Source organism: Methanoculleus chikugoensis, assembly GCF_019669965.1.
Classification (GTDB): domain Archaea; phylum Halobacteriota; class Methanomicrobia; order Methanomicrobiales; family Methanoculleaceae; genus Methanoculleus; species Methanoculleus chikugoensis.
This window is the reverse complement of the sequence record NZ_AP019781.1, coordinates 1246356-1272715: the sequence shown is the minus strand read 5'-3', so window position 1 is coordinate 1272715 and position 26360 is coordinate 1246356. Positions and strand designations below refer to the sequence as shown.

Here is a 26360-nt window from a genome sequence, read left to right as displayed (position 1 = left end):
CGATCGAAACCTCCGGGAGCCCCGGGTGGCCGCTATGCTGTTTGCCCCGTATGAAATACTGTATGAGGATGTTCATGATTCTTGCGTTCCGATCCAACCTCCGGCCCGTATCGAGAGACTCGCATCCGGTTTCATACCCGCAGGCGGGCTCGTCGTCGATGTGGAGGGGGAACGCTACCGGATCGAGGCCGGGGATGTGAAGAGCCTGATCTTCTCCGGCCGGCCGGCGCCGGTCGTGCGGGAGCGACATGAAGGTGGAACTGGATTGACAATCGAGGGGCATGCGGCGGTGAATCCCGCCGGGAGAGCGGTGGTGATCCGGACCCGGGCGGGGGCCTGGATCGTCCCGTTCGTCTCCTTTCGGCGGGTGGCGTGCGGGGAGGCTGTATCCGCCCCGCTCTTCCCCTCGTGCGGGGCTGTCCAATGCGCGGTGAAGTTCGCCGGGCGATCGAGGTTCTCGCCGGCGGCGGATACATGATGTGATATGGTAGCGCGACGACACCCCTCTTGCGAGAGGATGCCGCGATCGACCGGCATTAGATTCTTCTTCACTCCCGAGAGATTACTCAGAAAGAAATCAGAGGTATACAGAGGGGAGACATGGCAGTCGAAAAGATCGGCGCTCGGACTCGTCTGGGAGCATCTGTAAGAGCAGTAGCATGAACCCCGTCCGCATCTTCATCAGCAGCGTGCAGAAGGAGTTCGCCGACGAGCGGGCGGCTCTCCGCGACTACCTGCGGGGCGACGCACTGATGCGGCGGTTCTTCGAGGTCTTCCTCTTTGAGGAACTTCCGGCCGCCGACCGCCGCACCGACGTTGCATACCTCGACGAAGTCCGGCGCTGCGACATTTATGTCGGGCTCTTCGGGAACGACTATGGTTACGAGAACACCGGAGGGCTCTCCCCGACCGAGCGGGAGTTCGACCTCGCCACCGCCGAGGGGAAGTACCGGCTCATCTACGTCAGGGGCACGGACGACGCCGCCCGCCACCCGAAGATGCGTGCGCTTGTTCGCAGGGCGGAGGGCGGGCTGATCCGGAAGCGGTTTAACACCCCCTCGGAACTGGTCGCCGGGCTGTATGCGGCGCTCGTTGAGTACCTGGAGGAGAAGCAGCTCATCCGCTCCAGCCCCTTCGACGCGGCCCCGTGCATGAAGGCGACGCTCGACGACCTGGATCCCGAACGGATGGCGTGGTTCATCCGCACGGCCCGAGCGACCCGCCGGTTCCCCATCGCCCCCGATGCCTCTCCCCACGACCTGCTGGAGCACCTGAACCTGCTCGACGACGGCCGGGTGACGAACGCCGCGGCCCTCCTCTTCGGTAAACAACCGCAACGGTTCCTGATCTCCTCCGAGATCAAGTGCGCCCACTTCCACGGCACCGAGGTGGCCAAACCGATCCCCTCATACCAGGTCTACAAGGGCACGGTCTTCGATCTTGTGGACGCGGCGGTGGATTTCGTCTTGAGCAAGATCGCCCTCTCGGTCGGCACCCGCGAGGCCGGCCCGCAGGCCCCGGTGCGCTACGAGATTCCCAAAGAGGTGGTGGCGGAGGCGATCGTGAACGCCGTTGCCCACCGCGACTACACGAGCAACGGCAGTGTCCAGGTGATGCTCTTCTCCGACCGCCTGGAGATCTGGAACCCCGGCATCCTCCCGCCGTCCCTGACGCTCGAAAAACTCCGGCAGGCCCACGGGTCGGTGCCGGCGAACCCCCTCCTCGCCGAACCGATGTATCTCGCCGGCTACATCGAGCGGATGGGCACGGGGACGCGGGACATGATCCGGCACTGCACCGAGGCCGGGCTGCCCGAGCCGGAGTTTGCCGTCAGCGATGGGTTCCGGACGATTATTCGCCGGACTCTGGCTCCCGGCCAGACACCACAGCCAGAGTCACAGCCAGAGTCACTTGAAGCGAGAGTTCTGGTGCTCCTGAGTGTTGCCCCCAGGTCTAAAGCAGAATTATCAAGGGGGCTCGGACAGAAAGAGATCTCCGGTCAGCTGAATAAGGTCGTCCGTCAACTACTGGCCGATCAGATGCTCGAGTACACCATCCCTGAGAAACCCGGCAGTCGGCATCAGAAGTACCGCCTGACTGAGAAGGGTCGGGCTACGGCAGCGAAACACGGTTCCGGAGGAGACACTCCGTGAGCCCTGCCGGCAAGCATGAAGCGAGAGGCTTGCACTACCGTATCCTCCTCCGAAGAGAGCCGGAAGACGGGTATACCGTCACCGTGCCGACCCTTCCGGGGTGCGTCACCTTCGGGGAGACCGTCGACGAGGCGATAGCGATGGCACGGGAGGCTACCGAGCTCTACATCGAGCATCTCCTGGAAAAGGGTGAGGACATTCCCACCGAAGAAGGGCTCCTGGAATACACCCTCACCGTTGAAGCCCATGCCTGAACTTCCGGCACTCACAGCCCTGGACGTCATCTGGATTCTGTAAAAGAAGGAACCGGTGATCGAGGAGGCTCACCCTCTACCGACCGCTACGTAGATAGCTGAGGACCGTGACGGCGGAATCGGGAGCCCGTCCTCCCGGAGCCCTTCGATGTGGAATTCGATCGCCTCGTGCATCCGCTCTTCCACTTCCTCACGAGTTGCCCCGGTGGCCACGCACCCCGGGAGATCCGGGGAGTATGCCGAGTAGTTGCCGTCGGTCTGCTCGACGATGACAAGAAATCGATACATTATTCATCCCTCCCTTTCAGCCCTGCCTGTTTGAGAACACTGTTCAGCGTTCCCGGAACAAGGTTGTCTGGCAGTTATTCCAGCAATAACAGGTCCTTCAACAGAACGCTTATTGCTTCCATATCTTCGACCGAGCACTCTCCGATCTTTCGGACGAAACGGTCCTCTGAGAGGGCAACAATCTGGAAGACCAGCGCCGCACTATTTACCGTAAGCCCGTTCTGTGAACTCTTCTCGACGCCGTAGGTGTGCGGGAACCCGAACGCCGCCGGAGTCGTCGTGAGCGGGACCACGATTGTCATCCCCCCGTGAGAGACGGCGAGCACCACGGCAGGCCGGAGCCCGCTCTGCTCGTGCCCCCGTGCGTCGGTGAGATCGACGAACCAGATATCACCCCTGCTCCGGCCCATCCTAATGCCTCATCGACCGGATACCGGCCCGCTGCCACTCCTGCAGTTCGGCGTCGAGCGCCGCCTTCTCTTCGTCGGTGGGAACGAAGAGGTACTGCTTCGCCCGGTTGACGCCCTTGACGATCTGCTCATTTGAGTAGAAGGACTTCATTCTCCGGACCATCCGGTATGCCTGCTCCGGCGGCTGGCGCATCTCGTAGGCCAGGTACCCGTAGGTCGCTCCGATCTCAAGCAGGGACGGGCTTTTATCGAAGAGGCCGGTGAGTCCGGCAACGGCATCCGCCTCGGCGGGAGAGAGCATGCTCTCCGTCTCGCACCGGGAAAACTCGTCGGCATGCTGGTAGTACTCCCGTGCAAGGAGCGGTGAATATGGCCCCCGGACGTAGAGGCGGAATGGATACGCAAGTTCGACGCCCTTCAGCCTCAGCAGGTAGACGAGCTTCTGGGCGATGAGCCGGTGCTCGAACAGATCCGTATTCATCCGGAATCCCGCTTCCCGGAAGCAGGCAATGACTTTGCTTCTATCGTTCACAGGTATCACCCTCGCAGCCCAGGAGTTTGCAGAGCCAGCCCCGGACACGCCGCCACTCGGCGAGTCCTTCCGGGGTGATGGCGTAGAGCTCCAGTTCCTTCCCTTCGAGCGTCACCTTCTCGGAGCGGAGGTATCCCATCTCGACAAGTTTCTTGAGGTTAGCGTAGAGCACGCCGTCGCTCAGGTTCAGCCCGGCCTTGAGCTGCCGTGCGGTGGCCCCGTCCTCGCCGAGCTCGGAGAGCGCCCAGAGTATCTCCAGGCGCACCCGGGAGATGAGAGCGCTGTTCACGTCCTCGGACTCTTCCACGATTGCTATGAGATCGTCAGGCATAGGTGACTTTCAACTTTGAGTAGATGTTGGAGCGGGAGGTGATAAAGGGTTCGGAGATCTGCGGATTGCTCCGCTATGGAGTAAAGGCCCGGCCTGATGTGGGCAAGCCGCACATCCTGGAGAAAGGCAGGACGTTTTTCAGGTAATCACTTCTTAGATCTGCCGGACTTCATGACCGTGTTGTCCGGGTTGAGCTGATTCGCCCTGTTGTCCGCTGCTGCTTTGTGTGAGGGGTTGTTGGGGTTCTTAACGTCCGCACGCTGGTTCTTTGCCATACAACCTGCTTGTTTCGATTCTTCATATGCTTTTTCGTCGACCCAAAAAAGGATGGTCCCCCTATGGGGACAGGCACAGACGCCCATTATACCCCATCGGGGCCTGTACCATTCACGAGCCGAGTATAATATGATGAGAAGCCTGAATTACCAAATCTTCCTCAGGAAGGAGCGGGAAGGCGGGTATACTGTTATTGTGCCGAGCCTTCCCGGCTGTGTCACCTATGGGGAGACCGTTGACGAGGCGATAGCGATGGCACGGGAGGCTGTTGAGATTTATATTGAAGAGCTCCGGGAGAAAGGCGAGGAGATTCCCACCGAGGAAGGGCTCCTGGAATATACCCTCACCGTCAAAGCCCATACCTGAACTTCCGGCACTCACGCCCCGGAACGTCATCAAGATTCTGGAGACGGAAGGGGTTTGTGCTGAACCGGGTGAAGGGAAGTCATCACCTCTTCTATCACCCGGAGACGAAGCGCCGGGCCGTCGTCCCGGTGCACGGGCGGGACGTCCCGACCGGCACGCTCCTGGAGATCCTCAAGCAGGCCGGGATTGAGCGGGAGGAGATTGAGGATCTGTTGTGAGAAGGCCATATATTTCAGTTCATGATATCTTGATACTCTATCTGCCGCTTGCGTAGATGCCTGTATTTTGTCAGACCCTCTGCATTCTTATAGGTCTTTTTGCCCATCTTCACGCCCCGCCATCCAGGTTATCTTATGATCTGAACCAAAGCCTGAGTACACGTAGCCTAGTTCCCCAAGGTCATTCTTCTGAACGTATTTCTACAGAGCGCTCCCTGGGTTTTACTCAAATTCTTTATCTCTATATCACTGGCAAATAGTCCTTGAAAATTTCCATCACAGCCGATAAATAGACCATGTCTTCCGCGTCTTGAAGTATTTGTCATCGTTGTTGTAAATTCGGAAGAAATCAGCCATGTACGGAATAACCTCCGATCCTGTCTCTTGTGCAGAGTAGCCTAACGCACTAAGTAAGCGTCCTATAAAACGAACAATCTGCATGACATGTAATCGGACATAGGGTATCGTTATGTCTGCTATAGCCTTCTTCATCGAAGCTTCATAAACGGAGGTAATGTTCTCACCAATTTCACTGTGGTATGATACCAAAGCTTTGCCGTTAATGAGTTCATCAATGATAAGCGCGTTGTAACCACGCTTTTCCATCTGACGATTTAATGAATGTTCTTTAATCATTGGTAACATAACGTGCTGAAACCATGCACTGTTCGGATCGCTCTGGCTTACCGAACCTGACTTACTAGTAATTAGGTCAAAATTATAGTATCGAGTTATATTTGTAGCGAAGTCTGAAAGGATAGCAATGATCTGATCATGAATAACTAAACGCGGAAGTCGTTCTGAGGGATTATAGCGCGAGGCGATTTCATCTATTCTCTCAAGAAGCTCTCTTATGTTGTGTCCATGTTTACGAATCTCGCTAATGGGAGGAAATTTTTCCTGAGTCAAAAAGTGATCTATAATCAGAGCTAATTTTGCAGAACGTTCAATACCGATTGTAAGCGCGAAGAATGCCTGCCCATAATATGCGGGTTGTGCATAATTAGCTTTTCCTAGTGCTGTGACACCTATTGCTAAGTGCTCAGAAGCTGTGGCCGCTTCTCGTGATAGTGCTTGCCATGTGGCATTCATAATTAATTTCGTGGAACCAGTGCTTAAATAATTTATTAATAGCAAAGATAAGATCTCCCGACTCCTCTAAGAATCTAACCATATGTATGGATAGAGTGGAAGATATGCGAACATCAATAACTAAATTCCATAAATCTTCTTTAAAATCGAAACTATTTCTGAATTTTCGTATTTAAACCTATCAAGATTATATAACGAGTCAATCACGGCTTCGTCGTTCAGCAGGTTCGGTTCTCTTACGAAATTTTTAACCATTCTACTTTTTATCGCTTTTTCAATCCGTATCACATCATCCCTTAGCAATCTCTTACTTATGTCATTTGACATAATTTGCAGTGCGATAGGATCATTTGCGCCATACCACACGCATTTAGATAAGTCAATAAACTTCTTCTCAATGGTCTCGCTATTTGGAATGTTGAGAAGCGACATCCACTTACCCATCGCAAACAGACCCCACGAAATGAAACCGGACAAACTTCCCTCAAGTTCTGAATACGCATTTAATAGATCATTTTTGTAACCTTTCTCTGCAATAGTTTCGATTGGGTCTTCCTTAATCCAAGACAAAGATCCCCATACCCATTTCTCCTTTACTCTGTCAGAGTCAAGGTATGTATTCCCCTCGACAGTTGACAATAAATTATACAATAGTCTTTTCCACAATTCTCCAAATCTACGGTCAAAGACATTAAAATCGATATAAACTAACTCCCGTATTAGCGCCATATTACTACTAAGCCAATTAATTTGTTCTAGTGAACTTAAAGGAGTGGAACCAGATTTGTAGAAGACGACGCCCCGCCTGTTTAGCACCAACTTTTCGGATCTGATCTCAACAATCCTGTATTCTTGGAGAAATCTGCTTTGAATTTCTGACAGGAGAGTTGACACCTCTCTGTGATATTCCATTGATTTACTCCCAAAAGATAAAATTTCAACTAATCGCTTATTGTTTTCCAACCAATCAACAGTTCCTTCAGCTATCCCCGCGAGGAGCAATGATTCGAGAGTGCCTAGAATGATTTTATACGTGGTATCCATTACATTTCTGGATTTTTTATCAATTAGGACTTCAATAGGGTTTTTTGCCACAGATATATCTTTAGAAGTGGATTTTAAATATTTCTGGATGTCCTAAAAGCGTTTTCCCTGCCCCTGTGGGCATTGAGATTAGCTGATTCGAAGATTTATCAAGGATTCGCCATTCAAATAATGCCTCATATTGTGAATGAAAAATGAAATACTTCTTCTCCTCGATTCTCGCTTCAATGAAAATATTAACTTCTGATTTCTGCCTATGAGTGATATAGGGCAGTACTTCGCGCAAATTCCATACAGAATACCGGACCAAGTATCCTATTGAGGATGACAATTTAAGAAGAATAGAAGAGATTTCCGTAAACCCCAATTCGTTTAGTTTTATCGCAATTTCCCGAATTTTGGCATTGTGTTCTGGAATATCGTTCAAATCCCCTTTAATCAGAGAATCAACGACAAAAGACATCCTTTTTGCAATCACTCCGATAAATGGCAAATAGTACCAGTTCTCATCACCTGACTGAGTCTCAAGTTTGGATCTTACTGATGATATTAGTTTTTTTGAAATCTCTTGGCATTCTACGAACTTTCCTCCGATAAAGTGGATGACTAGGCTAAACAGGTCCTTAATTATGGTGTCATCGTCATTTATGCTCTCTATATCCTCTATAAGTCGATTACTTAATGCCGCGGATATAGCATGTCTCCTACATGCAAAAAAGCCTATTGCCGAGTAAAGCCGGAATCTGAAGATTAAATTTTCATTTACCTCTATTCCAAGTTTTTTCGCTTCGTTAATTAATTCCACAATCTTCAAAAAGTGTCGGGAGGCTGTTAGCAGATAGACATCAGGATCTTTGATTTCACTAGAAGGTTCTGGATGACTATTTTCAATTGATTCTGCATAAATTGAGAGAATTTCAGTTTCCTTAATTAACTCTTCAAATTTTTGCTTGAAGTCGAGGAATAATCCATCATCTTGTGTTCCAGAACCTTCTATTTTTATTTTGAAAAGTGCTTCATCTACAGCTTTGATTTTTTCAACATGAACAAAGTGGGAATAATTATCAGGTTCTAGAATGTTTGACAAAACTAACACCTAGGTCTTATTTTGCATGCCAAATCTGCCAGAAAAACCCATTTCTCATACCATTCTTTAACGCTTGGGTTCTTAAGATCAATGATCCTCGTTGGTATACACTCGTACTTCCTTCCGTCTAGGGTTGTACTTCGCCACTCCATTTCATCTCGATAGAGATGCTTTAAACTCCCACTATAATCGTTTTTCCTCTTTTTACTATGCAATATCACCCCGATTCTCATAATGGGATTATCACTTATACTCTCCAGTTCCTCTTTCCTGATTGAAAAATCCGGATCAGAAATGAGTCTGGACTGAAGCGCTTTAGAAATAGCTGCAATGCTTGTATCTCCGATTCGAGTTTGTGGCATTATTCTCTTCAATCTTAATTGGTTCTCTACAAGGTCATTAATCAAGCCGGAATACGATGAGCTTGTAACCGCAGCTTTGCACTCGATATAGGTAATAAATTGGCGAGTCCCGTCAAGGCCATATAGATCGATAAGTCCGTGACCTTTAAAGGGTTCTTCAGCCCATCCGATTGGAAGAATAACATAACCTTTCTTTTTTTCAAGATAATACGCAGACTGAGCCTCTCCAAAATTTCCCTTTGCATCTGTTGAAGCCCCAATTTTCTCTAAATCAGCCTTTAACTCAGTTATTCTCTTATCTATTGTAATATCATCTACACCTATCTCTTTCATGGCACTTTGGAGATCTTCAATTTTTATTGCCAATTTTGAGGCGTGATACTCTTCGTATTCTTCCCATTTCTCCTCCGTAAAATCAAAAAAGTCGGCAGAGTAAGCATCAGGGAGTATCTCAACTGGAGTGGTTGGTATTCTGTCACCATCGTTTTCCAAATGTCTCCCCTCGCCACAGTGTGTTATATTTGCTCACAACACTTCTTTGATCAATCTAATCAGAGCATGACTGTACAGTGAATTGCCCTATCCGCAGACAATGTTATAATAAAATCTCTTATATGCAGATGTGGTACTTAAGCCAATCCCTTTTAACCGTTGAACTTATTTCAAGGAGTCAGGATTATTTTCATTTTCCATTCCAATTCGGGAATTGCCCATAGGGTGAAAATTGGGGTTTTCAAGATTTATCTTTAAGTGTCCTATTCGCACTGTTCACCAATCTGAATGGAAAGAGCACAAAAAACAAAATGTATTATTGATAAGTCTTGATGGGAACAGTCACAGAGTATTGACTGGATCTTAAAAACCTCTCTTGAAGTTCGCTAGCCACGAAGTAGTCCTAAAATTAAGCCACTTTAGATATTCTGGTAGTAATGCCGGATTTTGTCTGCTATGAGGCGTCTACGCATGTATAGAAAATCCTCGTAATCGCTGACATCCATCGTTTCTATCCCTTCCGGGATACAGTGTGCGGCAAAATTCGCCTTCATCTCATTCAGGCTGGTAATCCCGCCATATGCTGCTTGTCCAGCAACACACTGCTCCAGTATCTGAGTAAAGTAGTCTTTTGGAGCCTGATCTCCGACGGCGATGTTAATCTCACTCTGCATCATCACATAGTTCGCGATCTGATTGTATTTGCCCTTCGTTAAATCGTGTTTTTTGAGGTAACTCCGGGGGAAGAGATGATGTATGTCACCGCGATGAGTTATCAGGTCATGGACAGTGATATCCTTCGAGAGGAATCCCTTATCGTTGGCATGCACCTGGGCGGCAAGATACGCATAGAAGTACGGACTGGTTGCGACAGATGTATTCATTGCCTGAGGTAAGCCTGCATCCCAGAAAGCATCGGAGAGTTCTGCCTCCTCAAGGTCACGGAGATAGGCCTTTGCTCCACACTCATTGATCTGCTTGATATCGAAGTTCATCGTGCTCTCCGCAGAGCCCGAATAGTGTCCGGTCAGTAAGGACATGACAAACCACCGCCGCACACACGATTCAATATCATTGGCACACTCATTCTGGTTTCGCATTGTCAGGTAGAGAGTGTATGCAACGTTTAGAGCGTTTCGAGACCGTATCATCGAGGTTTCGATGAATCCTGCCGACCGTATGATCATCAAAAAGCGCTTGAAGTCCGTCTCGTTCATGAATCGCATGATGCCTTTCTCAAGCGTCCGGAATGACTGCTCCGCAATCGTCTCCTCATACTCGCGTGTCTCGAAATTTCTCCCCGAAAGGAGCGCAACCAGATCTCCCAGCTTCGCACGCTGGAATTCCGACATGAAGGCCACACGGAGCATATCGGTATAGGAGGGGTCATACAGATCATCATTTTCCTTGCGGAGCCAGCTCATCTTTGAGAAATAGTCTGTGTTTGCAAACTCCGTATCCGACTCCTTGATCTGCTCATAGAATTCAGGTGCGATTGCCAGGTGGCAGAAATAATCGATGCACTTCCGAAGAAGGTTGCCGCCATAGACATCATTAGCCGCAATCTTCGACATGACGAAATCTGCCTGGCTTAAGACTGTCCCTTTCGAATTAATACGGATAAAAATCTCCGTTACCGCCTCGATATCCAGATCCGAATCTAATTCTATGAGCCCGATATGATTGTTAACGATCCCACGTAACAGCTCAATACTTTCGTAGATCTCGTCTTGATCTGTACCTTCATTCTGCTCGCAATACTCTTTGACAAGTCGAAGCATCTTCACATCAGGCGAGAGTACATCCGTAATATTCGGAAGCCATTGCTTATCTTTCCGGATGGCCGGGTTAGTCACCTCGAATCTCTGCTCGATGGGATTGAAGGCAATGGTGATGTTCACTTTTCTGTAATCTTTGTTGATCACGCTCATACCCAGAAGTGCCGACATAAGCGCGGTAACCCGTTGCTGTCCGTCGATCAGAATCCGCTTTCCTTCAGATATGCTTCCATCCTTAAGACGGACATGAGGATTCTTCCATGCTATCAGGTATCCTACCGGGTAGCCCGTATAGAGCGAATCGATGAGGTCACGTACTTGTGTGGCTGACCAGACAAACGGTCGCTGGATCTCCGGGATGGCGATCGCACCCGTCTGCACCCAGGTCAAGAGTGCCTGAACTGAGTACTGGTTTACTGCGTACTTTTGAATGGTCATCCGCGAAGGCCTCCAAAAGATCCCCGTAGATTGCGTTTATCCCGGAATAACTGCGTGATAGCAGTCAAGATGCGAGAGAAGTGTGGTGTTTGTCGTGTAAACCCTGGATACATGGTTAATATGTCTTTGGCTCGGTCGAGTTTATATATAGTGCGATTTTCTCCTGCGCAATGAGGCTTTTTGCAGGTGATCGAGTCTACATTTAATGCATTGCATTTTCTCCAAAATTCGATTTTATCACCAACTTTCCTCCTTTGCCATAATTCTCCTTTAGCAAAGGTCAATTGGGTCACGATCGGTCATGAAGATTCCACAACCCTTATTTACACGGCTGTTTTTAATAACTAATGAATAGGGCTCGTTATTCTCCTATTCTCCTCAGCGTGGAGAACTTGTATGGACTTAAACGAATTTCAGACGCGTAAAGAGAAAATAGACGTCTACCTTGCCGAGCAGGGCTGGGACGTCACCAACCGCGCCTCTGTCATTCCCGAAGTCGATACCGAACAGTCAGACTTTCTCGCACACTCCTATAAGACCGTCTCCGAGACGCTCAAGAACGATCTGGAGAGCAAGTACGTCGACTACCTCCTGCTTGACAGCCTGGGCGCTCCGCTCGCCATCATCGAAGCCAAACGTACCTTAAAAGACCCGCTCATCGGGCAGAAGCAGGCGGAGCAGTACGCCGACGATATCAAGCGGCAGACCGGGAGAGACGTCTTCATCTTCCTCTCCAACGGCTATGAGATATGGTTCTGGGACCGGGAGCGCTACCCGCTCCGGCTGCTGAAGGGCTTCTACGCGCAGAAAGACCTGGAGCGGCTCCGTTTCCAGATTCAGAAGATCGATCCCGCCCGATCGATCGAGATCAATACCCGCATTGTCGACCGCTCAAAGAGCATCGAGAATGTCAAGCGCGTGCTGGAGCATATCCGTAAAGGCCACCGCAAAGGGCTGATCGTCATGGCGACCGGGACGGGCAAGACCCGCGTGGCGATGGCGATCATAGATGCCCTCCTCCGGGAGAACCGTGTGCAGAAGGTACTCTTCCTCGCCGACCGCAAGGCGCTCCGCGATCAGGCGTGGAATAAGGGCTTTCTGGAGTTCTTCCCCCACGAGGCCAAGGACAAGATCCTGCACGGCATATACAATAAAGAGAAACGGCTGTACGTCTCGACCATTCAGACATTTCAGGAGATCTATACCCAGAAGGACGAGCGTGGGCAGTACCGCATCTCTCCCGGCGAGTTCGACCTGATCTTCTCCGACGAGGCGCACCGGAGCATCTACAACAAGTGGCGAGACGTCTTCACCTACCTGGACGCCATGCAGATCGGACTGACGGCAACACCCGCCGAACTGGTCGACCGGGACACCTTCCGGTTCTTCCACTGTAACGACAATATGCCGACCGCGCTCTACTCGTATGACGAGGCGGTGAAGGATGGCGTCCTGGTCGATTTCCGCAAAAGCATCATCGGAGCGCAGACGCACTTCCAGATCGAAGGTCTCCGACCTTCCGACCTGACGGAGAGTGAGCGCAACCGGCTGATCGAGCAGGGGATCGACCCGGACGAGATTAACTTCGAGGGCACAGAGCTGGAGAAGAAGGTCGCCGTCAAAGGTACGTCCGAAGCGATCGTGCGGGAGTTCATGGAGGGCTGCCAGATGGACCAGGCCGGGACGCTTCCGGCAAAGTCGATCTTCTTCGCCATCTCAAAGAAGCACGCTCGAAGGCTGCATGAGGCATTCGACGACCTGTATCCCGAGTATAAAGGACGGCTGGCGCGGATCATCGTCTCGGACGACCCCCGCGCCGAGGCCCTCATCCACGACTTCGAACACGAGTCCTTCCCTCGCGTGGCAATCTCGGTGGATATGCTCGATACCGGCATCGACGTCCCGGAGGTCTGCAACCTCGTCTTCGCCAAACCCGTCTTCTCAAAGATCAAGTTCTGGCAGATGCTGGGGCGCGGGACACGGTCGGACGCCGCATGTAAACACCGGGAATGGCTGCCGGATGGGCATAAAGAGTATTTCAAGGTCTTTGACTTCTGGAATAACTTCGAGTACTGGAATATGAATCCAGATGGAGTGAAGAACGAGCCGACCGAAGCCATCACGAGCCGGATCTTCTTCCTCCGCTTGAAGCAGCTGGAGCGGCTCCTCGCGCAGGGCGACGGAGAGCGGGCGGCGGTCGTCCGGCAGAGGCTGGAAGAGGATATCCGCTCGCTTCCGATGGACTCTGTAACCGTCCGGGAGCACGAGCGGGAGATCGCCAAAGCGCTCTCCCCGAAACTCTGGGACAATGTCGGGCTTGACCCTCTGGAGTACCTGAAGAGCACAATCATGCCCCTCATGCGCTTCCAGACCGGTGTTAATCTCAAGGAGGCGTCCTTCACCGTCAAGGCGGAGCGGCTGGGGCTGGCGGTGCTGGAAGGCAATGAGAAGGAGATCGAGCGACTGAAGCCGGAGATCGGGGAGATGGTCGATCACCTCCCCCGGACGCTCAACATCGTCAAGGAGATGGAAGAGCGGCTGGACGAGGTGCTCACCCGTGCGTTCTGGAAGGGTCTCTCGTTTGAGGACGCTACCGGGCTTGTCGGGGATATCGCCCCGCTCATGAAGTACATGTCGAAGGAGGCACACGAGCCGATCGTCATCGACATGGGGGATATCATTGAGCAGCGCACGCTCTGGATGTTCAAGGAGGATGCTCCGGAGTACGTGACGGCATTCAGGGAGAAGGTCGAGAAGCGGGTTACGGAGCTGGCCGACTATAACCCGGTCATCCAGAAGATCCTCCGTGATGACCCGATCACCGAAGCCGACCTTCACGATCTCGAAGAGGCGCTGGCGGAGGCCGGGGTGAACGTCACCGAAGAGATGTTGCAGACCTCGCCGCATCACCCGTATGGCTCGCTCGTGACGTTTATCCGGTCGCTCTTCGGTCTCTATGAAGCGCCTGATCCGAAGAAGAAGATCGAAGAGGCGTTTCAGACCTACATGATCGAGAGTAATAAGCACTACAACGCCGACCAACTCCACTTCATCCGGACGATTCAGACCGTTTTTATGCGTAAGAGGCGTATAGAAATGGACGATCTATACCTTGCCCCTTTCATCAACTTTGGCAGTACTGCACCTAAGCCGATGTTTGACGAGGACGACCTGAAGGCGTTTATCGGCATCTGTCAGGGGCTGGAGCGGGAATTGTTTGCGGAGGCGTGAGATTTTTTGAGTGGAGAAAGGTTGCCTGAAGGGTGGGAATGGCGGAGAATAAGAGATTTTGTCAAAAAAGTCGATTCTATTGACCCGACGAGGAGCTCCACAAAGCGATTCTGCTATATTGACATCGATTCTATCGATAATTCTAACCAGACAATTCAGAATCCAAAGTTAATTACCGGGAAAGAAGCTCCTTCACGAGCTCGCCAAATTATCAAAAAGGATGATATTTTATTCTCTACAGTGCGTCCGTATTTAAAAAATATCGCACTAATTGATGAAATATATGATAGTCAGGTCGCATCTACCGGTTTTTGCGTAATAAGGGTGACCGAAGGGGTTGATAATAAATACCTGTTCTATTACCTTAAGTCAGACGCATTTTTGAGTGAACTAAAGAGGTACTACCGGGGAGCGAATTACCCTGCAATATCTGACTCTGAACTGTTACGTCAACAATTCCCTCTTCCTCCTCTCGAAACCCAGCGCAAAATAGTCGCCATTCTTGAGAAGGCAGAGGCAACGCAGCGCCTGCGGGCAGAGGCGGATGCGCTGATGCAGAGCCTTTCCGAAAGTGCTTTTATCAATTTGTTTGGTAATCCGTTAGAAAATCCGTCTGGCTGGAAAGTCAAACGACTCGAAGACGTTTCAGAAATCGTATCTGGTGTCACAAAAGGCAGGAAATTTAAAGATCAAGCGACAATCTGGGTCTCTTATCTCCGTGTCGCAAATGTACAGGATGGATATTTAGATCTGGCTGAGATTAAAGAGATAGAAGTGTTAGAGTCTGATGTAGACAAGTATGCATTAACTCCAGGGGATGTGCTTTTAACAGAAGGTGGAGACCGTGATAAACTGGGAAGGGGTGCTGTTTGGAATGGTGAAGTCCCGTTATGCCTTCACCAAAACCATATCTTCCGAGTAAGGGTAAATCCAGAGTTTCTGACCCCTGAATATCTGAGTATGCTTACCGGAAGCACATACGGTAAAACGTATTTTCTCAAATCAGCCAAACAAACCACAGGAATTGCAAGTATAAATTCAACGCAACTAAAGAATTTCCCTACCTTCCTTCCACCCTTAGAATTACAGTATGAATTTTCAGAGTTCGTAAAGAGGGTTGAGGTAGTAAAACGCAAACAGGGCAGCTCTAAACAAAGAATAACTATGCTATTTGAATCCCTAACGAATAACGTATTCTCTGGAGAGATGACCGCGTGAAACTCGCCCCCGACCTAAAATCAAAGATCGACACCCTCTGGGATCGCTTCTGGAGCGGCGGGATGTCCAACCCGCTCCAGTCCATCGAGCAGATGTCCTATCTCATCTTCATGAAGCGCCTCGAAGATATGGATGTCGTCGAGCAGAATCGAGCACGGGCGCGGGGGGTGCCGTATACGTCAGTCTTCGAGGGGCATGAGGAGTGCCGGTGGTCGAGCTGGAAGCACTACCCTGCCGAGCAGATGCTGGAGCACGTCCGGGATAAGGTCTTTCCCTTCATCAAATCGCTCCATAACGGCGAGAAGACGCTTTTTTCCCGGCAGATGCAGGACGCCGTCTTTATGATCCCGAAGCCCTCGCTCCTCCAGGAAGCGGTCGCTCTCATCGACGATATGAATATCACGGCGCAAAACCGGGATACCCAGGGCGACATCTACGAATACCTCCTCTCCCAACTCTCCACCGCCGGGAAGAACGGACAGTTCCGCACCCCGCGTCATATCATCCGGATGATCGTCGAGCTGGTCGACCCCGACATCACCGACCGTATCTGCGATCCTGCGTGCGGCACGGCCGGGTTCCTCATCAACGCCTACGAGCACATCATACGAAAGTACACGAGCCCCGACCTCCTTGAAGTCGACAGCGAGGGGGAGTATCACAACCTCATCGGCGACAACATCACCGACCAGAAGCACTGGGAGAAACTCTGGAGCGATACGTTCTACGGATTCGATTTCGACTCGACAATGACCCGGATATCGCTCATGAACCTGATGCTCCACGGCATCAAAGCGCCTCACATCGAGCTCAAGGATACCCTCTCCAAGCGATACACTGAAGAAGAGCGCTACACGGTCGTGCTCGCCAATCCCCCCTTCAAGGGCAGCATCGACAAGAGCGACATAAACGACAGCCTCTCGCTTGCGACGACAAAGACCGAACTGCTCTTAGTCGAGCGGATGATACAACTCCTGACGATAGGCGGGAAGTGTGGCGTTATCGTGCCGGACGGCGTGCTCTTCGGGAGCTCAAGAGCACACAAAGAGCTCCGCCGGATGCTCCTTGAGGAGAATCAACTGGAGGGTATCGTCTCCATGCCTTCCGGGATCTTCAAGCCCTATGCCGGAGTCTCGACCGCCGTACTGATCTTCGTGAAGGGCGGAAAGACCGGGAAGGTCTGGTTTTACGACATGGAGGCGGATGGGTATTCGCTCGACGACAAGAGGACGTTCATCGACGGCAAAGGAGATATTCCAGACATTATCGAGCAATTCAGGGAGCGGAGAGACACAAACCCGACAGACAGAAAGGCGAAGTGCTTCCATGTGCCGGTCGAGGAGATCCAGGCGAATAACTATGACCTCTCGATCTCTCGCTATAAGGAGATCGAATACGAGGAAGTCGAGTACGAGTCTCCGGAAGTTATCATCGAGAAGATTGAGGCTCTGGAGAAAGAGATCCTGGACAATCTGGATGAATTGAAAGCATTGCTAAGAACTGGATAGGATTTGTATCCCCCATTTTTAAATTCGCTGGATTATATCCCGGCAGAGACGCTTGTTTTCATCGGGGTATAACCGGGTTAAACCGTCAATCCCGGTGGTCTTCTCTCACAGACATGCCGGGATACTGTCACTATCGGAGGCCGGCACGAAACCCACAACCCCTAACCCCCCACCCCCAGCTCCTCCGACCCCGTGATCGCCCGGACAATCCCGGCAACGACCGCCCGCTCCTCCGGCTGCAGCCTCGTATAGTACAGTCGCGTATTCTTCGCCTCGACGATCGCCACGGCATCCGCGACCAGCTTCAGGAACCCCTCCCACCCGGTGCCCCCGGATGCGATGATCTCGCGAACGGCGCTCCCGACCGCGGAGACCTCCCCCTTCCTTGCGAGCCGCTTCAGGAACCCGGCCGTCATCCTCCGTGCCGTTGCCGGGTCCAGGCGGCTCGCGTGCGCATATGCCGCCCGGATCAGCGAGAGGCCGTTTGCCCGGTTCCCGGCCAGCAACTCCTCCCCCGCCAGATCGAGCGCGAGGCGCACGAACCGGCCCGGGTCGTCGGGCTCTTCCCCGGCCTCCTGCAGCGCCGCCAGCACATCCTCCCGCCTCCCGGCCGCGGTCCGGTCCGGCAGGGCTTCGCCCTCCATAACACCCGGCGTCCCCCGGTATGGTATATCGACGGCCCCCGGCCGCTCATGCCAGGCCTCCAGGAACCCGATGAGACCAAACACCCGGTCACGGCCGGCCGGCCTCCGCAGCGCCCGCCACAGCCTAAAAAGCCGATCCCGGGCCTCGTAGGTCGTCCTCTTCTTCATCGGGCGGGAGACGACGTAGCCCTCGGCCTCCAGCCTCCGGACCTGCGCGTTCACCGTCGCGAGGTTCAGCCGGGCGCGCTCTGCGACGTCTTTCGGGGTGAGCGGGGTCTTTGCGGCGAGGATCGTATCGAGGATGAGCCGCCGCTGCCCCGGAAGCCTCCGGAAGACCTCCCGGTAGTAGGGCGTCTGCTCGTCCGCCAGCCTGAAGAAGGCCTCCGCCACCTTGCCGGCCCCGCACTGCGAGAGGATCTCGTACAGCCGGACCACCAGCCCCGGGTTGCCGCCGACGAGGTGCCAGAGGGCCTCGATGCCGGGCTCGTAGTCCCCGAAGTTCTCGATGAAGGCGGTGTTGCCGTCGACCTCCGCGACCCTCCGCATGAGGTCCTTCGATCCGGCGCAGTCGAGTTCCCGGAGGTGAAAGACCCGGAAGAAGTTGTAAAACGGTTCCTCATGGTCGAGGACCCCGGGGAAGAGCGACGGTGCCGACGCAATGACCGAAAGGTTATCTGCCCGCTGGAAGACCGACCGCAGCGCCCGGACCTCGGGCCTCCCCATCTGGGAAAAGACCTCGTGGATGTTCTCGACGAAGACCACGACCTGCCTCTCCCCGGCCGATGCGGCGATCCGCTCGACCGCGGCCTCGCGGACCAGTGAATCCTCGCCGAGCGCGGCCACGTCCGCGGTCTCGACCCCCATCCCCGCGAGCACCCGGAGAAAGAAGTCGGACGCCCTGAACATCGAGTACTCCTCCCCTGCAAGGTCTACGGGGATCACCCGGTCGGAGAGTTCGTCGCGTATCCTCCGGCAGAGCAGGCTCATCAGGTGAGACTTCCCGGCGCCCCGGTCCCCGACCAGGAGGAAGAACCGCGGCGTTCTGGAGCCGGACGCCCGGTCTGCTTCGTCGAAGAGGCTCTCCAGGAGTTCCTGCCGGCCGACGAGAAGGTGCCGGAGCGTCTCCCCCTCAAGGGCCGCGGGGAAGTAGCGGTAACACCTACCAGGTGCCGGCATAATAGATCCTCCACCAGTCCCGGAGCATCTTCGAGTAGAACCGCAATTCGCCGGGAGTCTCCGAAGTGACGTAGAAGTCGTGGTTCAGCTGTGCCAGCAGCGCTAAAAAAGCATCCTCGCTCTCTGATGCGGTGCTCTGCCGAAAGATCTCGTAGGCAATACCCGCGGGCAGGGACTCCGCGAGACTCACCCTGCTTAAGATGGCGCGGGCAGCCTTCGCCTCCTGCCCGGAGTAGGTCGTCTGGAGACGGCGCGAGTAGTGCTCAAAGTAGTGGCGACCCTCGCTGCCGAGGATCCTCCTGTTGTAGACCCTCTCGACCAGCGCCGGGGAGGGCACCCCTCCGGAGATCTCCACCTCTTCCTTTAAGCCAGAGAGGACGATCATGAGGAAGTAGGGGATGTAGGGCTCGCCCACGCAGTCGAGAACCGCCCACCCGATATCCGGAGAATACTCCCACCCTTCCTCCCGGAAGATGCGTTCGACGACGGAGAGTGCGACATCTTCGCTGAACCCGCCGATGGTGACCCTCCGGAAGTCATTGATGACCGGGGTCCCGCCGATATGGTAGACGACGTGGTCGATGCTGACCGAGCCCCCGACGATGAACCTCACACCGGGCGAGACCTGCCGCAGCCGCCGGAACCATTGCAGGAACTTCCTCGCATCGTCCTCCTCCATATTCTGTATGGCAACTGGAAACTCGTCGAGGATGATGCAGACCGGCCCGGTGAGCCCTGCAAAGATCTCGTCCACCTTCTTTGCCTTCTCGTGCCAGTCGTCCGAGAACTCCGCTCTCAGCCGGCTCCGGAGCTTTGCCCTGAAGGCCGGGGTCTCGATCTCGTCGATATTCTCCTGCACCAGGGCAAACGCCCTGCCGAGTGCCGAGGAGATCCGGGCCTTGACACTCGCTCCCTCGCACTCGACGAGCGCCGTGACGAGATCGGTGATGAACTCCCCCGGCGAGTTGACGTTCTCGACCTCGAGGAATACACATGATTGGCCTTTGTTCTCGAGGTCTCTCTCGATCTTTCGCATGATCGAGGTCTTGCCGAACCGCCGGGGGGCGACGAGCATGACGTGGTCGTTCTTGATGGTGCTCAGGATGAACGCGGTCTCGCGCTCGCGGTCGACGAAATCGTCTCCTGTTGCGGGGCTTCCTACGGGCAGCATGTATGACACCTGACAGATCAAGTGTATAACAAATCTGTTATATAACAGATTCGTTATTCTCCGGGCGGGTCTGCCGGGGGAGGGCAGGGGGGCCGGCACCACCTCAATGCCAGTATATACGCGAGCGGCACCTGGACAGGAGACCGGAAGAATGACAATGGACCGCGACAGCAGGCGACCCCGGGAGCGGTGGCGACCGTTCTCCAGAGCAAGAGAAGTGCTGGAACAGTTGATAGAAACGCCTTGCGGGCAGAGGCTACGCGAGATGCAGCTCACGGTAAAACAGGTTCAAAAGAACAACATGGACCGAGCGGGAATTGAACCCGCGGCCTCTTCCATGCCAAGGCGCTCTCCCCTTTACAGCCTCGGATGGAATAAATCCGCGGAATCTATCGTTTGAATACAATCTAGGGAATACGTGCGCGGCATGATGTCGCGGGAAAGTGGTTGGGAGTCTCTTGAATCGGTTACTCAACATTCAGCTTCTGTAACGCCTCGCGTGCGGCATTCATTTCTGCTTGTTTTAGGCTGAAACCGACACCTTGCGCAATCTCTTCCCCGTTGAGACTGACTGTTGCTCTCCATCCCTTCTTGTGGCCGGGGCCTTCGTCAGAAGGGCTGTATTTCAATACCCCTAACGAGTGCCGTTCAACATGCTCTTTAAGTCTGCCTTTATAATTGCCTTCCGGGTCGAAGGTCTTGAGTTCTTCGATAAATATGCCAAGGATAACCTCACGCGCTTTTTCTATCCCTTCAGCACAATGAATTGCACCGATGAATGCTTCAAATGCATTGGCAGTCATCTTCACCGTTGGCTTTTCTTTTCCCCGGAAATGTATTGCCTCGTCAATCTCGAGATCATACTTAGCGACGATATCTGCCAGGTTTGAATTTGCTGTCACCTTAATCCTTTTATTCATCTCTTTGGGCTCATACAATTTTAAGCCGTGCAGATATTCAGCAACCACAAAATCAAGAAGATAATTGCCAAAGAATTCTAATTTCTCATTATCTTCGCAAGGGACATCCGTCCCATTGGCGAATGAACTATGTGTGAGCGCGATCTCATAGAGAGCGAGAGATTCTTCAGAGGCTTTCTCAATTCCGAAGTAAGGACCGCTGAGAATATCGAGTAGCTGCTTCTTACGGGACTCATTCATAAGTCACGCATCACCATCGTTGATCTCATCGTTCTTCCTTTCCATCTGCGTGATTTTATGCTCAATTGTTGAAATTTTCTCATTGATGCCTGCAAATTGCATATTGTAATGTAATTCACAACGCAGACATTTCATTTCATCAAGAATATGTGAATTCAAGGAATTTTGTTGTTCTAACCTTTGAATAATATTCTGAAGGTTCTGATTGACGTCCTGAAGATTTTTCCATAATTCAATATTCTTGGTACAATTTTCTTTTTGATCGTGAACAGATTGTGTAAGTAAAGATAAACCGTTTTCAATATCAGATAACTTTTGGGAAATTTCTGTCTGCTTACCCTTAAACTGATTTACCTCTAACAGCTCTTCATCGTTAGACTGGCTCTGATACACTATGGTAAGTGCTATAGCAAATAGGGCGAGAATTATGCTTGAAACTCCAAATGAGAAGCCAAGGCGTTCAGTTTGTGTTACTGTATCGGGAAGAGGCAATTGTTGACTCAACATGAACAATGCTATACCTGCACCAACTAAGGCTCCTGCAAGGAAAAATGCTAATAATTGCCGATACAGTAGCCGATGAGGAGTTTTTTGTTCTGAAATAAAATATGTGAGTAGTCGAATTACCGAAAACGCAACACCGATCGGAATCACCCAAGCTAAGTAGTATTCTAAGAATCCCATGAGTATTTCATCCCGTATATCCCTATTTAATCTTCAAATAACATTATAATATCCATTTAAACTATAAATAGAAAATAGAGGCTTCTAACGAACCAGAGTACAAAATAGAGCCAGATTCTGGACCCAATAGGATATCTCGGTTGGATGAGGCCAAACTCGAATATACCATCAAATTAGGGAGTTACAATGAAACACGAAACTCAATACTAGAAACATTTCGAATCGACTCACTTGAATAATTTGCAGGATATACCTCGATGAACCACCTGCAGTGCCGTATCCTCCTCCAGACGGAGCCGGAAGGCGGGTATACACCGTTACTGTACCGACCCTGCCCGGGTGCATCACCTTCGGGAAGACCGTCGATGAGGCAATAGCAATGACACGGGAAGCCGTCGGGGTCTATGTTGAGGATCTTCAGGAGAAGGGCAGGGAGATTCCCACCGAGGAAGGGCTGTTGGAGTACACCATTACCATCGAAGTCTAGATGTGAACTCCCTAACGGCATGCCCTTGGAGATTGGCAAGCAGGCCAGGTTGGCGAGGAGAGACCGATTATCTCTGCAGAGGCGTGTACATGGTATTGGTCACTCTTATGCGGCCACGGGCCTTTCTCACATCTCATAAATCAGTTAAGATGTGTCTCGTGGCGTTGCTATTTGATTTCCTTTAAGGTTCAAAAATTTCCAGTTAATCATATTTCATTAAGGGTTGAATTGGATGTATGCAAGAACCTTGGGAACAACAGTTATGTCAGTTTGACAGCCGATTGGAAGAAGCGAAAAAATGGAAGCCTGAATTTACCAATTTGGTTAGTAGACTGCCCAAAATACCAATCGAATACCAAATATCCAACGAGGGTCTACTCTCAGTTCAACTGGCGGTTTATGTCCTCAATGGTTGTCTTACTCCAACTTATCAGGCACTTTTGGCATTCAATACGCTATACGAAGGCAGAATTCTAAGTATGATATCGTTTCCAGTACGTATTATGCTCGAATCATGGGGTGCAGCTCATTACGCAAACCAGATATTAGTCTATATGGAAGAGACAGGTGATGTGCATAGGGCACTAGAGAAAAGTCACAAATTGTTACTTGGAGCTCGTTACCCGATCGATCTTCCTTGGGGGGGGAAAGCTAGTACAAAGTCGGTACACGTGATGGACTTTATCAGATGCCTGAAAGATACCTATCCTCAAGTGGAAGATACTTACAGTTTCTTATGCGAATCGTGCCATCCTTGTTGGCTGATGAGTACATATTGGTCGCTGTATCCTGCCCATAATAACGAGGAACTAAGAAACCAAGGGATTGGGTATATTGAAAAAGTATTCACTTCGATGGAGTGTACGATTTCTGGTATCACTTTGGACGTAGAAAACACTTTAAAATCGGCGATATTGTATATTGAAAAAGACCCGAAAAATAATCCGGGCAAACCAATCGACTAAATGGAGGCAAAGCCGAAGCCAATCATCAATCTAATATTCTATCGGCGAAATACTACTGATTTTGTGAAATTCGATAAATCTTCCTAACTTAATTGCTCTGTCTAAATAATTAGAAATATTTTCATTTTGCGATTAGACAAATGAAAAATCTCTTATGCAGGTATCTGCAATTCCATTCATGGGCCTTTTTAGAATATCGGAAGTCTAAGCAAGAATCTCATTACGGGAATTGTCCTGTTTCGCAGGAGTGGATTGAGGATTTTTCGTAGATTTCCTAGTAAAATTGAAAATTTTATTGGCTATCAAGTCATCTTGACGTCTCAGATCTTAAAACAGCAAATTTTAGCACGACCTATCGGGACCACGAAGGAGTCATCAGCAACGTCAATCTCTTGGTCGTATTTCACTGGCACACCCTCAAAGATCTGACTTCGTTTAACATCCCCTTGAGGAGTCACTAGTGTAACCTGAAAATTATACGAATCCCCTGCATACCAGAGATAGGCATTGTGACCCGGTGACCAGAGCGCTTTATTTGAGATAGTATTTGGTGGGCACCCTGCTCTCCAGAGTAGGTTACCGTCCTCAGATACGTATATGATGTCGTCTTTTCCAAGGAGAAGGTATCCCTTTCCGTCGGGAACAATTCCTTTTATATTATTCTTAGTTTTCAATTCCCAGATGGCCTCACCTGTAGGTGATATTACTCTGATACTTTTATTTCCCACACGTAAGAGGAGGTTGTCAGATCCGGGAACCGTTATGGCTTCGTATATAGCTGCACTAACTTTCAGATCAAAAACTGTCTGCTGGCTAGTTACCTGATAACTTTTCTTTCCGGTTCTTTTCAATGAGAAACTTCCCCGAGTTATTTGGTCAATCCCAGCACCATATTCCTTTTCTTGATGTACATCATCAACTTCAATTGTGTCTAGAGGGATCCATTCCCCTGGCTTCAAACGCTTAAGAACGTTTTGTGCTCCATTAAAGTCGGTGAAAACGCCGGATTCGGGCGCTTCAAAAACAATCGAGATAGGGTTTGCCGGGGTCGTGAATCGTGCGTACTCTTTACCCTTTGAGTTCAGTACTATCAATTCTGCTGGATCATATGCCAATCCATTATGCCATAAGCCAATAAAAATTGCGTCGCCTTCTGGTGATACAGCGAGACAGGTCAACTCGGATAGATAGGCTTTTGACCAGATTTGATTCAGGGCATAATCATAACAAATAATTTCGTGCCAGTACGCAAAGGCATTCTCTCGTGATGCCTCCTCCTGCTTTTTCTCTTGAGCAGTAAGCGAGGATTTGGGTTTCCCAATGCAAATCCGTTTATTCTCTTTATCGAGAGCGAAAAAATCAAACCGTTTTTCATCAGGGTTGCTATAACACCAAAGTTCTTCGAAAGGTTTATCTGCCTTTATTTGTGGAGAAGACGAGTCAATGGATAGATCTGAAATGCTAGTCGCATTTTCAACCGGTTTAATTTCGAATGTCCGCCACTCTTGCCCACTCGGCGTAGCCCAGAGATATCCATCATAAAAGAACAGCTGATTCTGATACTGGAATAACCGCATGTTCCGGTTTCCTTCAGGACCTTCTGTTACTTCGCCCGTATGCCGGTCAAGTTCATATCGTCTTCCGTTATCACAAATCATCAGATATCTTTCACTGCCAGGAATGGGTGTTACCGATACCGCTTGGGCAGGGGTCTTCGCAAAGTAACGAATAGCGCCATCTTGGCTGATCCAGAATGTATTGCCTGACCTAAAAGATATTACTATTAAACTTTCCACTAGCGATATGAAACACCCGCTTTCACGGAAAGAGTGCGTCCACAATAAGGTACCTGATAAGTTCCAAGCAGTAAGCCGCCCATCTGCTTCCAGGATAAACAAGGTATCTGTCTGTGGATCATAGGTATAACCAGCAAAAGGACTATTTATCGACGCCCGCTCCATTCCCGAAATGAATTCCTCTGCCATTTCCGTGGCAAGAACTTGGATTACTTCTTCCTGTGTTTTAGGGTTTTGGGGGAGATTTGCCCTTCTTCTGCATTCTTTTTCCTTAATATCAGCCTCTCGTAGATCAGATATTGCAATCCTCGTAAGAAGTGTTCCTTCCGGGGATATGCGATAGAGCCTGTCCATCGTGGACACCATAACATCCGCGCTATTCTCAACGGTGCTTAAATGGTAAGGAGTAGCTTTGATCAAACCAAACAGAGTATTAAACTGCTCAGTAAACTGGAGACCCCAAAGGTAATCTCCACTTAAGGAGAAGCAATAAAGCTCACCCGGACCCTCCGTTGTTTCTCTTGTTCCAACGAACCAGCTGCTGTCATTCATCGCCATTCGGAAGGGCTGCCAATTGAATTGGAAGAGATGAAGAGTCCCAGATTTGAATTCAATGTACCCAATTGTATTCTCTGACTGGAAAATTGCGCCATAACGATTCGCATCAATCACATTCGCGCGATTTAAAGTCGCTTCATCAATACTGAATTGTGTTCCATTCTCTTGGTCAAAAACGATGATTGAGTTACTCACTCCCAGAGTGAAACTATGATTATTGTATGAGAGCAGTTTTACCTTGTTTTTTGACCTGAAAATGAATCCTGGAAGTTTATCATTGACTTTACCAGAGATGAAGAAGTTTTCCAGAGAAAGGCCGTTTGATGAACTCGTTGATAGCGTCTTTAGTTTTCTAAATCTGGGTGTTTTAGCCGAAATTACATACCTTTCACTATTTCTGACTGGTTGTGGTGATTGAGATTTCTTTATTGATTGAGTATTCTTAGAATCCGACGCCTGATCAACGCTTTGCGTGGTTTTATTGCCACCCTTTAGCCAATCCAGAAGCCCCATAGTGTTTCCCCGTCCCACAGACTGCTCATCCACAACCGTGATTAGTGTTGGATTGATCAGGATAACCATTAACCTTTTTATATGGGACAACAGTTGTGGACATGGATTCTGTCAATTGTGTGGAACAA

Annotated in this window: 25 protein-coding genes; 10 read left to right on the top strand and 15 right to left on the bottom strand. The window is 50.7% G+C overall.

From position 1 onward, the window contains the following. The first annotated feature begins 34 nt into the window (after positions 1–34). The 3 genes from MchiMG62_RS06440 (at position 35) to MchiMG62_RS06430 (ending at position 2407) form a co-directional block, all read left to right on the top strand. Positions 35–478 carry a hypothetical protein gene (locus MchiMG62_RS06440; RefSeq protein WP_342367227.1) on the top strand — a complete coding sequence of 148 codons (444 nt, stop codon included), beginning with the start codon at positions 35–37 and terminating at the stop codon, positions 476–478. Positions 479–659: 181 nt separating this feature from the next. After that, on the top strand, positions 660–2153 hold the full coding sequence (locus MchiMG62_RS06435) for a DUF4062 domain-containing protein (RefSeq protein ID WP_244987830.1): 1494 nt from the start codon (positions 660–662) through the stop codon (positions 2151–2153). Then, positions 2150–2407, top strand: a complete 258-nt coding sequence (locus MchiMG62_RS06430) for a type II toxin-antitoxin system HicB family antitoxin (RefSeq protein ID WP_244987829.1) — start codon at positions 2150–2152, stop codon at positions 2405–2407. The genes MchiMG62_RS06435 and MchiMG62_RS06430 overlap by 4 nt, the downstream gene beginning before the upstream one ends. Positions 2408–2476: 69 nt before the next feature. Here MchiMG62_RS06430 and MchiMG62_RS06425 read toward each other — a convergent pair whose 3' ends face one another. From MchiMG62_RS06425 to MchiMG62_RS13295, 5 genes are all read right to left on the bottom strand, one after another. Further along, the gene (locus MchiMG62_RS06425) at positions 2477–2695 is read right to left on the bottom strand and encodes a type II toxin-antitoxin system HicB family antitoxin (RefSeq protein ID WP_221058481.1); all 219 of its coding nucleotides are present in this window, start codon (positions 2693–2695) and stop codon (positions 2477–2479) included. 74 nt (positions 2696–2769) lie between these two features. Then, positions 2770–3105: a type II toxin-antitoxin system PemK/MazF family toxin gene (locus MchiMG62_RS06420; RefSeq protein WP_221058480.1), complete on the bottom strand. Its 336-nt coding sequence runs from the start codon at positions 3103–3105 to the stop codon at positions 2770–2772. A gap of 1 nt (position 3106) precedes the next feature. Further along, positions 3107–3586 carry a hypothetical protein gene (locus MchiMG62_RS06415; protein WP_244987828.1) on the bottom strand — a complete coding sequence of 160 codons (480 nt, stop codon included), beginning with the start codon at positions 3584–3586 and terminating at the stop codon, positions 3107–3109. A gap of 40 nt (positions 3587–3626) precedes the next feature. Next, positions 3627–3968 carry a transcriptional regulator gene (locus MchiMG62_RS06410; protein WP_011843947.1) on the bottom strand — a complete coding sequence of 114 codons (342 nt, stop codon included), beginning with the start codon at positions 3966–3968 and terminating at the stop codon, positions 3627–3629. Positions 3969–4114: 146 nt separating this feature from the next. After that, the gene (locus tag MchiMG62_RS13295) at positions 4115–4243 is read right to left on the bottom strand and encodes a hypothetical protein (RefSeq protein ID WP_280636177.1); all 129 of its coding nucleotides are present in this window, start codon (positions 4241–4243) and stop codon (positions 4115–4117) included. 130 nt (positions 4244–4373) lie between these two features. Here MchiMG62_RS13295 and MchiMG62_RS06405 point away from each other — a divergent pair, with 130 nt between their 5' ends. Continuing rightward, entirely contained in the window at positions 4374–4610 is a 237-nt protein-coding gene (locus MchiMG62_RS06405) for a type II toxin-antitoxin system HicB family antitoxin (RefSeq protein WP_221058478.1), read from the top strand. Between the two features lie 56 nt (positions 4611–4666). Next, complete coding sequence (locus MchiMG62_RS06400; protein ID WP_243668291.1) at positions 4667–4828, top strand: type II toxin-antitoxin system HicA family toxin; 162 nt, start codon at positions 4667–4669, stop codon at positions 4826–4828. Between the two features lie 276 nt (positions 4829–5104). Here MchiMG62_RS06400 and MchiMG62_RS06395 read toward each other — a convergent pair whose 3' ends face one another. The 5 genes from MchiMG62_RS06395 to MchiMG62_RS06375 form a co-directional block, all read right to left on the bottom strand. Continuing rightward, entirely contained in the window at positions 5105–5920 is an 816-nt protein-coding gene (locus MchiMG62_RS06395; protein ID WP_221058477.1) for a hypothetical protein, read from the bottom strand. A gap of 120 nt (positions 5921–6040) precedes the next feature. Next, positions 6041–7015 carry a hypothetical protein gene (locus MchiMG62_RS06390; RefSeq protein ID WP_221058476.1) on the bottom strand — a complete coding sequence of 325 codons (975 nt, stop codon included), beginning with the start codon at positions 7013–7015 and terminating at the stop codon, positions 6041–6043. Positions 7016–7025: 10 nt separating this feature from the next. Next, a complete protein-coding gene (locus tag MchiMG62_RS06385) occupies positions 7026–8051 on the bottom strand; it encodes a DEAD/DEAH box helicase family protein (RefSeq protein ID WP_221058475.1) in 1026 nt (341 codons plus the stop codon). Between the two features lie 2 nt (positions 8052–8053). Further along, positions 8054–8905, bottom strand: a complete 852-nt coding sequence (locus tag MchiMG62_RS06380; RefSeq protein ID WP_221058474.1) for a hypothetical protein — start codon at positions 8903–8905, stop codon at positions 8054–8056. Positions 8906–9324: 419 nt separating this feature from the next. After that, positions 9325–11121: a GmrSD restriction endonuclease domain-containing protein gene (locus MchiMG62_RS06375; protein WP_221058473.1), complete on the bottom strand. Its 1797-nt coding sequence runs from the start codon at positions 11119–11121 to the stop codon at positions 9325–9327. Between the two features lie 396 nt (positions 11122–11517). Here MchiMG62_RS06375 and MchiMG62_RS06370 point away from each other — a divergent pair, with 396 nt between their 5' ends. From MchiMG62_RS06370 to MchiMG62_RS06360, 3 genes are read left to right on the top strand one after another with little or no spacing between them, the layout of a single operon-like run. After that, complete coding sequence (locus tag MchiMG62_RS06370) at positions 11518–14352, top strand: type I restriction endonuclease subunit R (RefSeq protein ID WP_221058472.1); 2835 nt, start codon at positions 11518–11520, stop codon at positions 14350–14352. Positions 14353–14373: 21 nt separating this feature from the next. Beyond that, a complete protein-coding gene (locus tag MchiMG62_RS06365) occupies positions 14374–15570 on the top strand; it encodes a restriction endonuclease subunit S (protein ID WP_221058471.1) in 1197 nt (398 codons plus the stop codon). Further along, the gene (locus MchiMG62_RS06360; protein WP_221058470.1) at positions 15567–17078 is read left to right on the top strand and encodes a type I restriction-modification system subunit M; all 1512 of its coding nucleotides are present in this window, start codon (positions 15567–15569) and stop codon (positions 17076–17078) included. Before MchiMG62_RS06365 ends, MchiMG62_RS06360 begins: the two co-directional genes overlap by 4 nt. Before the next feature lie 161 nt (positions 17079–17239). Here the strand turns inward: MchiMG62_RS06360 and MchiMG62_RS06355 are convergent, their stop codons facing one another. From MchiMG62_RS06355 to MchiMG62_RS06340, 4 genes are all read right to left on the bottom strand, one after another. Beyond that, positions 17240–18898, bottom strand: a complete 1659-nt coding sequence (locus tag MchiMG62_RS06355) for an AAA family ATPase (RefSeq protein ID WP_221058468.1) — start codon at positions 18896–18898, stop codon at positions 17240–17242. Beyond that, positions 18882–20069 (bottom strand): ATP-binding protein, encoded by a 1188-nt coding sequence (locus tag MchiMG62_RS06350; RefSeq protein ID WP_221058466.1) that lies wholly within the window; start codon positions 20067–20069, stop codon positions 18882–18884. The genes MchiMG62_RS06355 and MchiMG62_RS06350 overlap by 17 nt, the downstream gene beginning before the upstream one ends. 467 nt (positions 20070–20536) lie before the next feature. After that, positions 20537–21229 (bottom strand): ribonuclease III family protein, encoded by a 693-nt coding sequence (locus tag MchiMG62_RS06345; RefSeq protein ID WP_221058464.1) that lies wholly within the window; start codon positions 21227–21229, stop codon positions 20537–20539. Between the two features lie 3 nt (positions 21230–21232). Next, the gene (locus MchiMG62_RS06340) at positions 21233–21913 is read right to left on the bottom strand and encodes a hypothetical protein (protein WP_221058462.1); all 681 of its coding nucleotides are present in this window, start codon (positions 21911–21913) and stop codon (positions 21233–21235) included. A 271-nt stretch (positions 21914–22184) separates the two neighbouring features. Between MchiMG62_RS06340 and MchiMG62_RS06335 the strand changes: the two genes are divergently transcribed. Beyond that, positions 22185–22400 (top strand): type II toxin-antitoxin system HicB family antitoxin, encoded by a 216-nt coding sequence (locus MchiMG62_RS06335; RefSeq protein ID WP_244987827.1) that lies wholly within the window; start codon positions 22185–22187, stop codon positions 22398–22400. A gap of 236 nt (positions 22401–22636) precedes the next feature. Continuing rightward, a complete protein-coding gene (locus MchiMG62_RS06330) occupies positions 22637–23365 on the top strand; it encodes a hypothetical protein (protein ID WP_221058460.1) in 729 nt (242 codons plus the stop codon). A 320-nt stretch (positions 23366–23685) separates the two neighbouring features. On the opposite strand, the gene MchiMG62_RS06325 is transcribed toward MchiMG62_RS06330, so the two are convergent. Further along, positions 23686–26301 carry a hypothetical protein gene (locus tag MchiMG62_RS06325; protein WP_221058458.1) on the bottom strand — a complete coding sequence of 872 codons (2616 nt, stop codon included), beginning with the start codon at positions 26299–26301 and terminating at the stop codon, positions 23686–23688. Positions 26302–26360: the final 59 nt, after the last annotated feature.

What these genes read in the sequence shown, in the direction of transcription:
- MchiMG62_RS06440 (WP_342367227.1), top strand. Translation starts at nt 35, where the DNA reads ATGCTGTTTGCCCCGTATGAAATACTGTATGAGGATGTTCATGATTCT.
- MchiMG62_RS06435 (WP_244987830.1), top strand. Translation starts at nt 660, where the DNA reads ATGAACCCCGTCCGCATCTTCATCAGCAGCGTGCAGAAGGAGTTCGCC.
- MchiMG62_RS06425 (WP_221058481.1), bottom strand. Translation starts at nt 2,695, where the DNA reads ATGTATCGATTTCTTGTCATCGTCGAGCAGACCGACGGCAACTACTCG.
- MchiMG62_RS06420 (WP_221058480.1), bottom strand. Translation starts at nt 3,105, where the DNA reads ATGGGCCGGAGCAGGGGTGATATCTGGTTCGTCGATCTCACCGACGCA.
- MchiMG62_RS06415 (WP_244987828.1), bottom strand. Translation starts at nt 3,586, where the DNA reads ATGAATACGGATCTGTTCGAGCACCGGCTCATCGCCCAGAAGCTCGTC.
- MchiMG62_RS06410 (WP_011843947.1), bottom strand. Translation starts at nt 3,968, where the DNA reads ATGCCTGACGATCTCATAGCAATCGTGGAAGAGTCCGAGGACGTGAAC.
- MchiMG62_RS13295 (WP_280636177.1), bottom strand. Translation starts at nt 4,243, where the DNA reads ATGGCAAAGAACCAGCGTGCGGACGTTAAGAACCCCAACAACCCCTCA.
- MchiMG62_RS06405 (WP_221058478.1), top strand. Translation starts at nt 4,374, where the DNA reads ATGATGAGAAGCCTGAATTACCAAATCTTCCTCAGGAAGGAGCGGGAA.
- MchiMG62_RS06395 (WP_221058477.1), bottom strand. Translation starts at nt 5,920, where the DNA reads ATGAATGCCACATGGCAAGCACTATCACGAGAAGCGGCCACAGCTTCT.
- MchiMG62_RS06375 (WP_221058473.1), bottom strand. Translation starts at nt 11,121, where the DNA reads ATGACCATTCAAAAGTACGCAGTAAACCAGTACTCAGTTCAGGCACTC.
- MchiMG62_RS06370 (WP_221058472.1), top strand. Translation starts at nt 11,518, where the DNA reads ATGGACTTAAACGAATTTCAGACGCGTAAAGAGAAAATAGACGTCTAC.
- MchiMG62_RS06355 (WP_221058468.1), bottom strand. Translation starts at nt 18,898, where the DNA reads ATGCCGGCACCTGGTAGGTGTTACCGCTACTTCCCCGCGGCCCTTGAG.
- MchiMG62_RS06350 (WP_221058466.1), bottom strand. Translation starts at nt 20,069, where the DNA reads ATGCTGCCCGTAGGAAGCCCCGCAACAGGAGACGATTTCGTCGACCGC.
- MchiMG62_RS06345 (WP_221058464.1), bottom strand. Translation starts at nt 21,229, where the DNA reads ATGAATGAGTCCCGTAAGAAGCAGCTACTCGATATTCTCAGCGGTCCT.
- MchiMG62_RS06340 (WP_221058462.1), bottom strand. Translation starts at nt 21,913, where the DNA reads ATGGGATTCTTAGAATACTACTTAGCTTGGGTGATTCCGATCGGTGTT.
- MchiMG62_RS06330 (WP_221058460.1), top strand. Translation starts at nt 22,637, where the DNA reads ATGCAAGAACCTTGGGAACAACAGTTATGTCAGTTTGACAGCCGATTG.
- MchiMG62_RS06325 (WP_221058458.1), bottom strand. Translation starts at nt 26,301, where the DNA reads ATGGTTATCCTGATCAATCCAACACTAATCACGGTTGTGGATGAGCAG.